Raw genomic sequence first — 14,976 nt, forward strand, 5'->3', positions numbered from 1 at the left:
AAATGAGAAAGAATATATATTGTTTACTAATCTTCTTTGTTTTAATAATTAGTTGTAGTACAGCTGTTTTCAATAAAGAGGATAATACAGCGAGAAACATTGTTACTGGCTATATAGAATTTAGAAATCAACAAAAGGTAATAAATCCAAAAACGAATATCATCATTATCGGTGCTCAAAGTGATAATGCTAAAAATGGAAATTACTGGATTGATTTGTGTTTTGTAAATCCAGCATTATTAATGGATTTTAAATATTCTAAAGTGTATGAAGTCAATGGATATAAATTAATTATTAGTGAAGATTTAGATAAGTCTTATTTGTTAGAAAAAACATTTAAAGAGATTCCTTATGAAAATCTTAATTTAGCTAAAATGGCTATTACATATAACACAACAAACTGGCATATTACGTTAAATAGTAAAAACGAAGTTGTTGAAATTTTACCCCAAGAAAAATCAAAAGAAATTAAAAATATTTTGGAAAAGAAAGGAGTGAAATTTTCAAAGAATTATACAGATTAGTCTTCACTTAAAATATAGAACCACTGCGAAAGCAGTGGTTTTGTATTGTTCTGTTTTCAAATACAAAACAGAACAAAAGAAATAAATCTTTGGGATAGTATTTAGAGCTAGAATAAAAGGGCTGAATGGGTTGCAGATCTTCTGGCAGAAACATCAAGAAAATGGAATCCTTATGTTTATTTATAAGAACCCATTACTATTTATAGCCCCCGATGGAGATGCAAGGACTGCAAGTGAAAGATAAAATGAAGATCATGAATAGTGGTAAAATAGAGAACAAAAGATAACAATCCTTACGATACCATTACTAATAAAGATGAATCTAAATCTATTCAAATTGCCTGTAATAATGTGACAAAAGAATCCTGAAGATAACCACCCCACTTTTGCCCAACATATAAATAAACCTTCGCTATCGCGGAGGTTTTATTTATTCTTCATTTTTCGGTTTAAAATTTCTTCCTACACCTTGCCGAAGAAAGGTGATTTTTCCTTGTACTTTCTTTGCTTTTTCAAGAATTTCCAGCGCTTTTGTTCTCTCGTTAATTTTGCCAGCATGTGTTATATTATCCTGACGTTCAATTTTTTTCATGCTTTAATATAGTGAATTTATTTGAGAAAAACAATTTTTTCACCTAAGCATTGTTTTTAATAATTTCTTAGTATTGATCATTTTCTACTCTCAATACGATAAACACTGGAAATGTGTAGTTTTATCTCATTAGTAAAATAAATAGACAATACAAAAGAAATTTAGCCAATGATCAGCCCTGCAAATAATCCACCGTATAATTGATCTCTGAAAATAATCTACGTACATATCCGTGACTGATACTACACAAATATTGTATACAAGACTTAGTAAATACCAAAAACCAGCATTATTGCAGAAACAAAAAACCATTGCAATCGCAATGGTTTTTATTATTTATAAACTTCGATCTTGTCGGTCAAAGTGTTGATAAAATTCTGGAGTGGCTTTTCTACCATCATTTTGATGAATGGGTTAAACTTCCCTTCAAACAACATCTGAACTTCAGTCTGGTTTTCATTGATAGGGTTTAAAGTGGCTGTTAACGAAAAATCTAAACTTGAACTTGCAGATCTTAAAACAGCTTTCTGATCATCTACCTCATCAATTTTCAGAGCAATTTCCGGCATTCCCTGTAATCCGAATTTAAAACCGTTATCTCTTGTTTCAAATTTCTGAAGACCGTCCGGCATAAATTCCTTGTAATTTTCAGGTGACTTCAGCAATTCTGAAAGTTCTTTAGATGATTTATTGACAATAATTTTTCGTCCTTCTAAATTCATTTTTTATTTTTGTATTTAAATTCTTAATTCTTACAAATGTATAAAGTTTTTGTCAACGAAAAAAAATTATTGATATCTAAGCACGCCGAAGAACTCGAAAAAAAGCTTGTGTATGAAAATTACACAACTTTAGAGATGGCCCTGGATCTCTTAGAAAATACTTCCGTGCAGGAACTTAATATTTTTGGAGAAAATATCGATGAAATATGGAGTGAATTTCAAAAGCTTTTCAGGATTATTGAGGCTGCAGGAGGCCTCGTCAATAACCCTAAGGGAGAAACGCTTTTCATCAAAAGATTAGGCAAATGGGACCTTCCGAAAGGCAAAATGGAAAAAGGAGAATCCAGGGAAGAATCTGCAGTACGTGAGATTGAAGAAGAAACCGGATTAAAAGAGGTGGAACTGGTAAAATTCATCAATACCACTTACCATATCTATATTGAAAGAAACGGTGAAAAGATCTTAAAATGCACCCATTGGTTTGAAATGAATTTTGACGGTGAAGACACCTCAAAACCTCAGATAGAAGAAGGAATTACAGAAGTGGCCTGGAAAAATATTTCACAGATAGAAAACGAAGTTTTCCCAAGCACCTTCAAAAATATTGAACTTATTGTTAAAGAATTCTGGGATTCAAAGAAATAGTTTATTTAGGCCGGAAGCCGGAAGAATGGAGCTATAGGTAACACCGGAAATTTACTTCTGGTGATCAGCCAACGGTTTAAAAAGAGAAAACATTTGTAGTTCTCTTTTTCCGCTATTTCCCTTTTCCGGCTTCCCGCCTCAAAGCCTATATAAAATCAATTATTTTCTCTAAAGCGACACCTCTTGACCCCTTCAACAATATGTTTTCGGAAGAAATTTTATTTTGTTTCAGGTATTCTATCAGTTCTGCCGTACTGTCAAAAGAAAAACCCGAAGGATTAACGGCTTTAAAATGTTTTCCTACCGTAATGATTTGATCAAAACCAAGCTCCTGAGCCATGTTTAAGATATTCTGATGCTCTTTTTCGCTTTCATCACCTAATTCCAGCATATCGCCGATTATAATCGTTTTACGCCCTTCAAAACTGATAAAATTATTCAGTGATGCCGCCATAGAGCTCGGGTTGGCATTATAGGTATCCAGAACCAATGTCCTGTTGTCTTTTTTCACCACCTGGGAACGCATATTGGTTGGTGTGTACTGCTCTACTGCGTGTTTGATTTTTTCAAAGCTGATGCCGAAATGAAGACCAAGACTTGCTGCCGCACAAAGATTGGTAAAATTATACTCCCCGGTCAGTTTTGACACAGCTTTTACTCCCTTATAGCTCATTCCCACAAAATGCTCTTCTGAAAAAGATTCATAATTGTAATCTGCTCCTTCCTTGCCAAAAGTGATTGTACTGGGATAATTTTCTGTCTTTTCGACCTGAATAGGATCGTTTTCATTAACAACGATGACTCTGCTGTTGTTTTTCAGGTAATCATACAGTTCAGATTTCCCCCTGATAACCCCTTCAAAACCTCCGAATCCCTCCAGATGCGCCTTTCCGAAATTGGTAATATACCCGAAATCAGGCTGTGCAATGGTGCAGAGAAGTTCTATTTCTTTCTGATGGTTGGCTCCCATTTCTATGACAGCCATTTCGTGCTCAGGTTTGATGGACAGGATTGTTAACGGAACTCCGATATGATTATTTAAATTTCCGAAAGTGTACTGGACATTAAATTTTTCCGAAAGAACGGCATGAATCAATTCTTTGGTCGTTGTCTTACCATTACTGCCTGTAAGTCCTATCACAGGAATGGAAAGCTGATTTCTATGATGTATAGCCAGTTGCTGCAAAAACTCAAGAGTAGACGGAACATAGAAAATATTTTTCTCTTTATTTTCAAATTCAGGCAGTTCCACAATGGCAGCAAGCGCACCATCATCAATGGCTTTTTCTGCTAAAGTTGCGGCATTAAAGTTTTCGCCTGAAAAGGCAAAAAACAGATCACGCTTAGCTATTTTTCTGCTGTCGATTGTTACTTTATCAGCCTTTAAAAATAAAGGATAAAACTGTTCTATATTCATGTGGAAATATATATTATTTTTTTTAAAGAAATCGAATGCAACCGCCAAATTTCAGGCTTTTCATTCAAGGGGATTTCACGATTCAAAAATAAAAAAAACCTTCCGGATTTCCGAAAGGTTTTTTTATAAGTATTTTTTGATAAATATTATCTTCTTGTTCTATTCTTATCGTTTGTTCTGGCATCCTGTGCAACACGGAAACCAATCCAGCCGTAAGCTCTTCCCTGATTTTTATATCTTCTTTGTCCCGGATCCAGCCAATATGCCGTATCCTGCCATGAACCTCCTTTCACTACCCTTATATCGTTAGACATTGCAGAAGTTCTGTCTTTAGAATCTTTCTGCAACTTTACTCTACCTGAAGCATCTACAATAAATCTTTTTCTAGGAGAATTGTACATATCGAAAGAGGAAGCAGAATCTGAAGCTCTGTAGTATTCTAAAGAAGATTGTCTGTCACCGTCTCTGAAGTTTCTGTAATCAGCAATCGTTTCTCTTTCAAACTGTCCCGGAAGTCCTTTGTAGACTAATCTACCATCAGCTAAAGTATCATATTTAATGGTACCTTCGTCGATCATTTTGTACGTTCCGTCACCATTCTTAACTACCGCCTGAGGCATATTTCCTCTGTAATAGTTGAAATCATTGTAATCTTCATCAATGATAGGTCTGTACACATCAGCAGTCCATTCTGCAACGTTACCATACATACCGTAGATTCCAAGATCATTGGATGGATATTGTCTTACATCAGAAGTCTGTGCGGATCCGTCATTTTTCCATCCTGCAATACCTGAATAATCACCTTTACCCATTTTGAAGTTTTCAAGGAACATACCTCTGTTTTTCCCTTTGGTACCTCTTAATCTTTCAATTTCAGGCTTTTTGCCCAAGTATTGGTTATATTCTCTGTTTTTTGCCATTCCCAAAGCTGCATATTCCCATTCAACCTCTGTAGGAAGTCTGAATTTCTGAACCATTGCAGAATTCGGAGCTCTGTTGGCAGACAGCAATCTTTGGTTGGTTGTTTTCATACCACTTTTCTGCTGCATTCTTTTTTCGTTAATATATCCTTGCATTTCAGGATCATTCGCTTTGAATTTATCCATATTAAATGCAGTTCCTCCCTGGTTATTGGATTCGTTGATATATAAATCTTTAGCGATAACACCTGCCTGCATCAAAGCTTTTTCATTCGCTCTGTCAGTCAGCCATTCGCAATATCTGTTGGCTTGAGTCCACGAAACCCCTACTACCGGATAGTAGTCGAATTCCGGAGAACGCAAATAAGTCTCGTTATAATCGTTTCTAGATAATTTGTTGTCCCATAATAAGGTATCCGGCAAAGCGCCGTTGTAGATCTCCTTATAGCTAGGGTCACTTGGAGGGAAAACATACTTCAACCATGTCAGGTATTCACGGTATTCATAGTTAGTAATTTCAGTTTCTCCGATAAAGAATGAACTTACCTGCATTCTGCGAGGTGTATTATTCCAATCATGCATAACATCATCTTTCACTAATCCCATTGTAAAAGTTCCACCTTCTACATATACCATTCCTGGCCAACCTTTCTGCTTCTGTTGCTTTCCTGCAAAAAACCAACCCTGTTTTTCGTTTGGTTTCCAACCTGTTTTACTGACAAATTTTTTGGTACCGCCACCTTTGCTGGTCCCTGATCCGCCACAGCTGGTTAATGCAAGTGTAGAACTTAATGCTATTAATGAAAACAACTTTAGTTTTTTCATAGTCGATATAAATATTTTCAAGAGTACAAAGAAAAAATAAATTATTCAATAAATCAAATAAAGATTTGATTTTTTTGAACAACGTTAACAAATTAATTTTATTGTATCACAATTTAATTCTAAAATTTTGATTTATTTTGTAATTTAGCAATTTCAATAATAAACATGAGACGAAAAATCACGCTTTTATCCCTAATCGCTTTAACATCAACACTATACGCCCAAAGAAACACCATCGAATGGAATGGTTCTAAAATCCAGGATTTTGGTGAAATAAAATTAAATCTTCCGAATTTTAAAAATGAGGGCTTTTCTTTCAGCCAAAATAATGTTTTTATAGCAACCAAGCAAAAAATAGGCGAAAAGCAGTTAAAGATTTCAGACCTTATTTGGGAAAACGTTTCTAATCAGGATTTATTTGAATTGAACGGAAATAATCTTCCGGATTATGATATAGCAGATGTTTCATATTATACATTAGAAGGTGACAGATACGCCAATATCAATGTCGCTCTTTTTAAAAATGTAAAAGGCCGTGTACAAAGACTCTCTTCATTTACGGTTTCAGAATCTTCCCTACCTTTAAATACTAATGGCAGCGTCAATAAAATAGGAACTCAGGGTAACCCGCTGGCAAGTGGTAATTTTTACAAAATAAAAGTTGATAAATCCGGGATCTTTAAAATTACCACCCAGTTTTTACGCGATAACGGCATTAACCCGTCTTCTGTAAATCCGCGAAATTTCAGAATATATGGCAACGGAGGAGTGATGCTTCCGGAATTTAATCAGGATCCCAGATTCGATGCTTTACAGGAAAATGCCATTCAGGTCGTAGGTGAAGATGACGGCGTTTGGAATGACAATGATTATGCACTGTTCTACGCTCAGGGTCCCAACGGATTTAACCTTTATGATAACAGTAACGGGAATGGCTATAAAAGAAGAGACACCAGAACTGACAGAAGCAATGGAGTAAAAAATATCTATGACGACTTCTCATATTATTATATCAACTTTGATAAAGGTGCCGGAAAAAGAGTGCAGCCTGTTGACGCCAACCTGCCTGCCCAATTGATTACCCGGTATGACAACTACCAGGTAATCAACAACGACCAGAAGAATCTGCTCAAAGTTGGAAGAATCTGGGTAGAAGATACACCTTTTATCAATGAGAAAACAGTAACTTTTACAACCAATTCAGCAATACAGGCCAATGATGTGATCCGTTTCAGAACCCAGGTAGTTGCGTACAAATCGCAGCAGAATTCCATGGGAATCACCATCAATAACCTGGCTCCCTATAATCAGACGGTATTACCGGACAGCGGAACCTATGAATACAATTTTGTTCCTTTAAACCACAGCGGAACACTGACTAATTTAACAGGAAATCAGATTACATTTAAATATAACCCTGATATTTCTAAAAATCCAAACGGAACCTTCTACTTCGATTACGCTGAAGTACAGTACAAAGAAAACCTGGCTTTTAATGGTTCTCAAATGAATTTCAGAGATTTCTCTATTTCAAGTGGAAGCAATACGGATTATGGATTCAGCATTGCTAATGCATCAAATATAGAGCAGGTATGGGATGTCACTGATATCACCAATGCCAACAGAAGGGTCAATAAATCAGGAGGCGGCTTTTTTAATTTTGCATACACCGCAGCCGATCAGAATTTCAATAACGAATTTGTGGCATTCCGGTCTGATGCAGCATTCAGTCCGCAATTTGTTGGAAGAATAGGAAATCAGAATCTTTCGGCCATCCAGAATATAGATTATCTGATCCTTACCGTTCCTGAAATGATGGGTCAGGCACAAAGGCTTGCCAACTATCACCAGACAAAAAACAATTATAAGGTAGAAATCGTAGATGTTAATAAGGTCTATGAAGAATATTCAAGCGGAAGTAAAGACCTTACGGCCATAAGAGATTTCGTTACCAGACTCAATACTCCGGCCGGAAGGTTGAAATATGTTTTCATTCTTGGAGATGCTTCTTACGATTATAAAAACAGGGTTCCCAACAATACGAATGTAGTTCCCAGCTATCAGAGTGAGCATTCTTCAGACTATGTTGCCTCTTTCGTTACCGATGACTATATCGTAATGACTATGCCCCAAACGGCAAGTATCATTGAAACCAATATGCCGGACCTGCCGGTAGGTAGAATTCCTGCAGCTAATGTTACTGAAGCCGGTATTATGATAGATAAAACACTGGCGTATTACAATTCATTGCCCGGACAATCCAGTCCTTTTGGAGAATGGCGTATGAGACTTGATTTCGTAGTGGATGATGACAGAGAGGGAGGCGGCCCCTTCCATGATGTAATGAATAAAACGCTGGTGAATGTATTTGAGCAGCCGGGTCAGCAGGAGCTTAAAGAATACAATGTCAAAAAATTATACCTTGACTCCTTCCCTGCTCAGAGTACTGCGGGAGGACAAAGATACCCACAGGTTAACCAGTCGATTTCCAATGCCATCGGAAACAGCTTATACCTTTTCTATTTCGGGCATGGAGGAATCAACGGCTGGGCACAGGAAAGAGTATTAACAAGTACTGAAATTCAAAATTCCAATAACTTTTCCAATGTATACAGCAGATTTCCGTTTGTTTCTACGATAACCTGTGAGTTTACATTATGGGATGAACCGGATACAAATTCTGCAGGAGAACAATTCATTAAGCTGAAGCAAGGAGGTGCAGCAGCGATGATTACTTCCAGCAGAGCAATCGGAGTAGACTACGGACGTGATTTCACCAATACATATACCCAAAATATTTTTAAATTAACCAATGACGACTTTAATTCGTTAGGTTATTCTCATTTACTGGCAAAAAAGCAGAAAGGAGCAAACAGCAACCATTTAAAGGTAAATTTATTAGGTGATCCTGCCATGAAACTCAGCAGACCTCAAAGACTTCTGGTGATTGATAATATTGAAACTCCGGTACCGGGACTGATCAGAGGCTTGGATTTTGTTAAAATTAAAGGCCATATCAATAATCCTAACGGGACTCTTAATACTACTTTTAACGGAAAGGTGGCCATCAATATTTTTGACAAAAGATTAAATAAAAAAACATTAAATAATGATGGTGTGCTTACTCCGGTATTGGATTATACTGAAGAAGGAAGTGCTATCGTAAAAGCGGCCGGAACAGCAGTAAACGGAGTTTTTACCGCAGAATTTTATGTTCCCAAAGACATCAATTATGCTGTGGGCGAAGGAAGAATATTGGGATATGCTGATAATAAGTCCACTGACGTATTCAATAATCAGGCTGTACAGGTAGGAGATATCAACCCGAACGGTGTGAATGACAACCAGCCTCCTAAAGTAAAACTGTATATGAACAACACCAACTTTGCAGATGGTGGAATCACCAACCAGAATCCGATGCTGCTGGCATGTCTTACCGATGACACAGGAATCAATTCCACAGGATCAGGGGTAGGTCACGACATCACCACCTATCTTGACGGGCAAATTATCAATACTGTTGTTTTAAATGATTTTTATGCTCCCGGTGAAGGTAACGGCTGTCTAAACCCAAGTCTTGCCGACTACCAAAAAGGAAATGTAAGCTACCCTTTCAGAAATTTAACCATCGGACAACACCAATTGACATTTAAAGTTTGGGACATAAACAATAATTCGACAACTGCTACGTTAAATTTTGAAGTTAAGGATGAGGCCGACCAACGTCTGACGATCAATCGTCCGTTAAACTGGCCCAATCCGTTCACGAATAAGACATACATCCAGTTTGAGCATAACTGTGATGATATTTTAGATGTGAATGTACAGATTTATACCATCACAGGAAGATTGGTTAGAACCCTGTCTCAACCGGTAGTTGCAGAGCCGTTTCTGCAGGGCTTTAGAACGCCTCGCCAGGCTATAGAATGGGACGGAAGAGATGATTTTGGAGCTACAGTTGCAAAAGGTACATATATTTTTAAGATATTTGCAAAAAGTCAAAATCAAGAAAAATGCAAAGGAAGTGCTACAGCTGTAGAAAAAATGGTACTTTTGAAATAATTTAACAATACATAGATAATAAAATAAATAAAAAACTGATAATATATAAAAGACAATATATGAATTTAACTACTAAACTGCTGTTGGGATTTGGGTTAAGTGCTGGTTTTCTAGGCTATTCGCAAGATTTAGGTAGAGTAAATCCAGTTCTTACCGGAGCTCCTTTCCTAAGAATTGCACCGGATGCAAGATCAGGTGGTATGGGAGATCAAGGGGTGGTAACCTCTCCGGATGCATTTTCACAATTCTGGAATGCAGCTAAATATCCTTTTAGCAGAACAAGTTCTTCCATAGGTCTCAACTACACACCGTATATGGGAAAACTTACTAATGATGTATTCTTATTATATGGTGCATTTCATAAATTCCTTGGGCAGGATGAGAGGTCTACGATCTCTGCCAGTATCTATTATTTTAATATGGGGCAGGTAGATCTTACCCAGCTGGTAGGTACGGAAATTGCTTCAATGGGTACATCAAAACCAAATGAATTCTCTATTGACGTTGCCTATGGGTTGAAACTTTCTGACTCTTACTCAATGGCTGTAACAGGTAGATTTATTCGTTCCGATTTAGCTGGTGGATTCAATACAGATACTACACTTAAAGCTGCTAATTCTTTTGCAGTGGATATTTCAGGATATTATACCTCACCAAGATTCTCCAGTTTTGGAGGATATGACGGTAAAGTAAACGCAGGTTTTGCCATTCAAAATCTGGGTCCTAAACTGGATTATACAGGAAATGAAGAATCAAGATCTTACCTTCCTACAATGGCAAGATTAGGGGTGGGCTATGATATGTATCTGGATGATATGAACAGAGTCGGAATTTCAATAGAAGGTTCCAAGCTTTTGGTTCCGGGATCAGAATACGTAGGAATCAATCCAAATACAAGACAACCGGAGTATGCTATTCCTAATGTAGGACCAATGGCGGGTATCGGAAAATCTTTCAAAAATAAAAACAGTATCATGTACAGTGGTGCGGTAGAATATTCATATGACGATGCATTCTCTGTAAGAGGAGGTTACTTCAATGAAAGTGCAGAACAGGGAGCAAGACAATTTGCTACAGCAGGTATCGGATTAAAATACCGTTCTTTCGGGTTAGATCTTTCTTACCTGATCAACATGTCTAAAATCAACAGTGCTTTGGATAATACTCTTCGTTTCGGTCTTACGTGGAACATCGGAGATGAAACATCAAATGTAGATCGTTAAGATATTCAAACTAACAAAAGCCTCATCATATCACAATGTTTGAGGCTTTTTTTTGCGACTATTTTATTCCACCACCAAACTTCAAAGGTAATATGCGGTTCCTTATTGATGAGCGCCTCAAAAAGTGACAATACCGTTGATAAAGCAATGAGGTTGAGTCGAACCCGTCCTGCTCTAGAATAATTCGTAAGAATAGCGAAAACATTGCGTTATAGGTAAATGATATAGGTATAAATATTTCAAACTCCCACTGATCCCATTTACCATTGATCTCTCAAAAACAGGATATTAAAAAAATATAATATTTAAGTGTACAAAAGTCTCTTCTTTATGGGGCTTTTTTTGTTTCCAATACCTATTTTTGTAATATGAACTATTCGGCGGAGCTAAAGAAATTTGTAACCAGTCAGTATGTATATTCTGCCATCAGAATTACATTAGCTACCGTTTTGCCTTGTCTGGTCCTCGCCCATTTTGGAATTTTAAAAGAATATTTCCTCTTTCCGCTGGGAACCAGCTTTGTGGCTTTAACAGATCAGCCCGGTCCTTTTATCCGAAGAAGAAACTCTCTTGCTTTTGCCATTTGCTGTTTTGTCTTTGTTGCACTGATCGCCAGTCTGGTGATGAATATAAAAGTCCTTGTCCTCCTTGAGGTTATCGTATTCGGGTTATTCTTTTCTCTGATTGGAGTCTACGGACAGCGACTTGCTGCCGTGGGTTCTCTGTCTTTGGTCGTACTGGCTATCTTTATTGACGGCCATCTTACAGGAAGTAATATATTTAAAAGCTTACTCATATTTGCATCCGGATGTATATGGTTTTTACTCATATTTCTTGTGGTAACCACCATCCGTCCCTATAAACTGGCCGGGCAGATGATCGGAGAAAACTATCTTCAATTAGCAGAATTCCTAAAGATCAAGGCCAATTATTATCAGAAAAATCCGGACTTTGATAAACTGACGACCCAGGTTATTGCCAAACAGATTGAAATAAAAAATCTTCAGGAAGATACCCGGGAAACCGTTTTTAAAACCAGAACGATCGTCAACGAATCTACGACGACAAGCCGTCTTTTAATGCTGATGTTCCTGAATTCAATGGACCTTCATGAGAAGCTGATGACTTCCGAAAGTGATTATCAGAAGCTTCAGCAAAGCTTTGAAGACAGCATGATCCTGGTAAATATTCATGATTATCTCAATCTCCTTGCTGAAGAAATTACCAATATCGGGATTGCCCTGCAAAGCGGAACAAGAGCCAGACCCATGTTTAATCTGGAACTTGAATTAAAAAACCTGAATTACAACTATTTCGAACTTAGAAATAAGCAGTTATCTCCCGATAGCCTTGAGAATTTCATGGTCCTTCGCCAGATCCTGATGCGTATCAATGAGATCACCAAAGAAATCAATGAGATTTATAAAGTATTTTCACAAAACATTAAGCTGGCTAAGAGTTTATCCACTGGATTAGACTTAAAAAAATTCATGCCTAATGAACCGAAACTTAATGCCAAAGTTTTAAGGAATAACATCTCGTTATCTTCCTCTCATTTCCGCCATGCGATAAGAATTACTACCGCGCTTCTGCTCGGGTATATTTTTTCAATGTTTGATTTTCTGGGCCTGGGACATACTTACTGGATATTGATTACCATTACGGCTATCTTAAAACCGGCCTACTCCATCACTAAGAAAAGAAATCTTCTTCGTCTGTACGGAACTATTACAGGAGCGGTGATTGCTTATACTATTCTGCATTTTATACATATCAATGGCGTTTTGTTTGCCATCCTGCTGATAAGCATGATCATGTGCTTCAGCTTTCTGAAAGGACGGTATTATTGGGCTGTTTTATTCATGACCATCTATGTTTTCCTGAGTTTCAATTTCTTAAATCCCGGAAAAGTAGATATTATCTTTAAAGACAGGATTTTCGATACCGCTATTGCAGGTATTATTGCTTTTGCCGTATCTTACATCGTACTGCCGGTTTGGGAGCATACCCAGAATCTGGATCTGATGAAAAAATCTGCAGAGGATAATCTTATCTATTTTCAAAGTGTGATCTCTAAATTTTTGCAGGGGAATTTTGATCTTGAAGATTATAAAGTAAAGCGAAAAAACGCTATTATCTCCCTGGCCAACCTTTCCGATAACTTTCAGCGAATGATTTCTGATCCCAAGAACCAGCAGAAAAAACTGGAAGTTGTTCATCAGTTTGTCGCCACATCACACCTGATCACAGCTTATACGGCTTCTCTTTCACAGTATGCAAAAAGTAATGAGCAATATCCTGAAATAGATTCTGAAAACTGGAGCAGAAAAATTGAAGCGGAGATGCAACAAACATCAACGCTATTAAACGGAGAGGACATCAGCGAAACTCTGAAGATGGAAAGCCGCCTTGAACCTGAAGATTCTTTCATCGAGGACATGCTTTTAAAAAGGAAAAACGAAATTGAAGAAAACGATATCGTCGACCGAAGAGATCCTGATAAAATTTCTCATTTAACCGAACTTAAAAACATCCTGGATATCCTGGAACTGATCTACGACGTTGCTAAAGAACAACGAAAAGTAATTGAAAAATACAGAAGTGAAAAACACGCTACTCCTCCACAATCGTAAAACAGTAGTCGTCAAAAAACTCTACCCTTGCCTTAAACTCGTCTGAAAATTCTTCATCATATACCCTGCAGCTTATTTTATGCAGATGTTTCAATTCGAAGGGTTTTACTTCGTAGTTCTTCTTTAAGGACCAGTATTTTGAGTGGTGAATTTTATACATACTCTCCTTGACGCTCCAGATAATAGTGTAAAAAGTATCCGCTTTATCTTCAGGGATAAATCCCCTTTCATTTTCATACGTGAATTTGTCGATTACTCTTAAAATTTTCGGATTGAATTTTTCAACATCAATACCTATCTTATTTTTCGAAATCGCAATGGCTGCAAACGGAAAGGAATGGGTAATGGAAATTTCAGCATCGTTGGGAGAAAGAAAAGGTTCTCTTTCTTTATATAAGATCTTGGAATGAGGTTTCAATCCTTTCAGTAACTTACGCACCATCAATACTTCAAGAAGTTTCTTGGGATGATAATCTTTTACTTTCTCTGCATTTTCCGGCTCCAGAAGTTCATTGATATCAAGTTCTTCACTTTCATCATACTTCCAAACTAGAATAGTGGCATTATCATCAGAAAAATCTCGGTAAAGGGGCATTATTTTTTTATTGTACAAAAATAGTGAAAAAGTTGGAAGCCGGGAGATGAAGGACAGAAGTTTCTCTTGGTCACATCAATTCATGTAAGCTTATTTAGAAAGCAGTTCTGTTCTGAGCTTAACAACTTCAGCCTCCGGTTTCCCTCTTCCAGCCTTCTTTCTTATTTCGACTGATGATTCACATCATTTCTGTGCTCTGTAATCTCTAAATTTTCGTCTACAGAATAAGCGCTTCCAAATCCATTTACGTAAGAGCCTTTCAGCGGATTCAGTGCGATCAGGATAAAATCTCCCATATCAGAAATAATATTTACCACTTTCCCGTGAGTTTCTTTAAGTTCCGCAATCGCTGCATTCCATACTTCGGAATCTCTTTCTACCTGTGACGCTGATGCTTCCAATGTTAAGCGTTCACGGGCATAGATCTGTTTTGTGGCAGATTCGTCTTCGATAAACATGACTGACGCTTTCCTTCCGTCTGCCAGATTTTTGGTGTGTTTTGCCATGAATGAAACCAGAATATAGAATGTATTATCTATCTTCACAAACGGAGCATAGCTCGAATTCGGGTGACCATCCGCATCTACCGTAGCTAAAATTACGCTTTGAGACCTGCCTATCAATTCTTTAACTTTAGGTGCAACCGGTTTTGCTTTTCTTTGAGATTCTTCCGGAGAAGGGTTATGATTCATAATGATAATAAGTTATAGGATAAAAGTAATTATTTTTATTAAGACTAAATAATTTAAAATACTGTTTAATCTCATGAATCTGAACTTGGATTCGTGTTTTTATATCTTAATTATAAATCGTAA

Annotated in this window: 11 protein-coding genes; 5 read left to right on the top strand and 6 right to left on the bottom strand. The window is 37.1% G+C overall.

The genetic code is table 11. The features are described from left to right. The first annotated feature begins 2 nt into the window (after positions 1 to 2). Positions 3 to 524, top strand: a complete 522-nt coding sequence (locus tag H3Z85_01340) for a hypothetical protein (protein ID QPQ52185.1) — start codon at positions 3 to 5, stop codon at positions 522 to 524. 430 nt (positions 525 to 954) lie between these two features. Here H3Z85_01340 and H3Z85_01345 read toward each other — a convergent pair whose 3' ends face one another. Further along, positions 955 to 1,116, bottom strand: a complete 162-nt coding sequence (locus H3Z85_01345; protein ID QPQ52186.1) for a hypothetical protein — start codon at positions 1,114 to 1,116, stop codon at positions 955 to 957. Between the two features lie 332 nt (positions 1,117 to 1,448). Continuing rightward, positions 1,449 to 1,838 (bottom strand): SRPBCC family protein, encoded by a 390-nt coding sequence (locus H3Z85_01350; GenBank protein ID QPQ52187.1) that lies wholly within the window; start codon positions 1,836 to 1,838, stop codon positions 1,449 to 1,451. Between the two features lie 36 nt (positions 1,839 to 1,874). Between H3Z85_01350 and H3Z85_01355 the strand changes: the two genes are divergently transcribed. Next, positions 1,875 to 2,483, top strand: a complete 609-nt coding sequence (locus tag H3Z85_01355; protein ID QPQ52188.1) for an NUDIX domain-containing protein — start codon at positions 1,875 to 1,877, stop codon at positions 2,481 to 2,483. A gap of 145 nt (positions 2,484 to 2,628) precedes the next feature. On the opposite strand, the gene murF is transcribed toward H3Z85_01355, so the two are convergent. Continuing rightward, positions 2,629 to 3,900, bottom strand: coding sequence for a UDP-N-acetylmuramoyl-tripeptide--D-alanyl-D-alanine ligase (gene murF / locus H3Z85_01360; protein QPQ52189.1), 1,272 nt, complete (start codon positions 3,898 to 3,900; stop codon positions 2,629 to 2,631). Between the two features lie 146 nt (positions 3,901 to 4,046). Next, positions 4,047 to 5,648, bottom strand: a complete 1,602-nt coding sequence (gldJ, locus tag H3Z85_01365; GenBank protein QPQ52190.1) for a gliding motility lipoprotein GldJ — start codon at positions 5,646 to 5,648, stop codon at positions 4,047 to 4,049. A gap of 165 nt (positions 5,649 to 5,813) precedes the next feature. Here gldJ and porU point away from each other — a divergent pair, with 165 nt between their 5' ends. From porU to H3Z85_01380, 3 genes are all read left to right on the top strand, one after another. Next, entirely contained in the window at positions 5,814 to 9,710 is a 3,897-nt protein-coding gene (gene porU / locus H3Z85_01370; protein QPQ52191.1) for a type IX secretion system sortase PorU, read from the top strand. 59 nt (positions 9,711 to 9,769) lie between these two features. Further along, positions 9,770 to 10,933 (top strand): type IX secretion system outer membrane channel protein PorV, encoded by a 1,164-nt coding sequence (gene porV / locus H3Z85_01375; GenBank protein ID QPQ52192.1) that lies wholly within the window; start codon positions 9,770 to 9,772, stop codon positions 10,931 to 10,933. A 368-nt stretch (positions 10,934 to 11,301) separates the two neighbouring features. Continuing rightward, a complete protein-coding gene (locus H3Z85_01380) occupies positions 11,302 to 13,566 on the top strand; it encodes an FUSC family protein (GenBank protein QPQ52193.1) in 2,265 nt (754 codons plus the stop codon). Here the strand turns inward: H3Z85_01380 and H3Z85_01385 are convergent. Together H3Z85_01385 and H3Z85_01390 are read right to left on the bottom strand one after the other, a co-directional pair. Next, the gene (locus H3Z85_01385; protein ID QPQ52194.1) at positions 13,547 to 14,161 is read right to left on the bottom strand and encodes a 4'-phosphopantetheinyl transferase superfamily protein; all 615 of its coding nucleotides are present in this window, start codon (positions 14,159 to 14,161) and stop codon (positions 13,547 to 13,549) included. The two genes, H3Z85_01380 and H3Z85_01385, sit on opposite strands and share 20 nt — an antisense overlap. Positions 14,162 to 14,322: 161 nt before the next feature. Then, on the bottom strand, positions 14,323 to 14,853 hold the full coding sequence (locus H3Z85_01390; GenBank protein ID QPQ52195.1) for a pyridoxamine 5'-phosphate oxidase family protein: 531 nt from the start codon (positions 14,851 to 14,853) through the stop codon (positions 14,323 to 14,325). Positions 14,854 to 14,976 lie beyond the last annotated feature (123 nt).

Origin of the sequence: Chryseobacterium indologenes, assembly GCA_016025055.1 — a bacterium.
Lineage (GTDB): Bacteria > Bacteroidota > Bacteroidia > Flavobacteriales > Weeksellaceae > Chryseobacterium > Chryseobacterium indologenes.

Bases quoted from the DNA above. Each gene is read 5' to 3' on its own strand.
- H3Z85_01340 (QPQ52185.1), top strand. From the start codon at position 3: ATGAGAAAGAATATATATTGTTTACTAATCTTCTTTGTTTTAATAATT.
- H3Z85_01345 (QPQ52186.1), bottom strand. From the start codon at position 1,116: ATGAAAAAAATTGAACGTCAGGATAATATAACACATGCTGGCAAAATT.
- H3Z85_01350 (QPQ52187.1), bottom strand. From the start codon at position 1,838: ATGAATTTAGAAGGACGAAAAATTATTGTCAATAAATCATCTAAAGAA.
- H3Z85_01355 (QPQ52188.1), top strand. From the start codon at position 1,875: ATGTATAAAGTTTTTGTCAACGAAAAAAAATTATTGATATCTAAGCAC.
- murF (QPQ52189.1), bottom strand. From the start codon at position 3,900: ATGAATATAGAACAGTTTTATCCTTTATTTTTAAAGGCTGATAAAGTA.
- gldJ (QPQ52190.1), bottom strand. From the start codon at position 5,648: ATGAAAAAACTAAAGTTGTTTTCATTAATAGCATTAAGTTCTACACTT.
- porU (QPQ52191.1), top strand. From the start codon at position 5,814: ATGAGACGAAAAATCACGCTTTTATCCCTAATCGCTTTAACATCAACA.
- porV (QPQ52192.1), top strand. From the start codon at position 9,770: ATGAATTTAACTACTAAACTGCTGTTGGGATTTGGGTTAAGTGCTGGT.
- H3Z85_01380 (QPQ52193.1), top strand. From the start codon at position 11,302: ATGAACTATTCGGCGGAGCTAAAGAAATTTGTAACCAGTCAGTATGTA.
- H3Z85_01385 (QPQ52194.1), bottom strand. From the start codon at position 14,161: ATGCCCCTTTACCGAGATTTTTCTGATGATAATGCCACTATTCTAGTT.
- H3Z85_01390 (QPQ52195.1), bottom strand. From the start codon at position 14,853: ATGAATCATAACCCTTCTCCGGAAGAATCTCAAAGAAAAGCAAAACCG.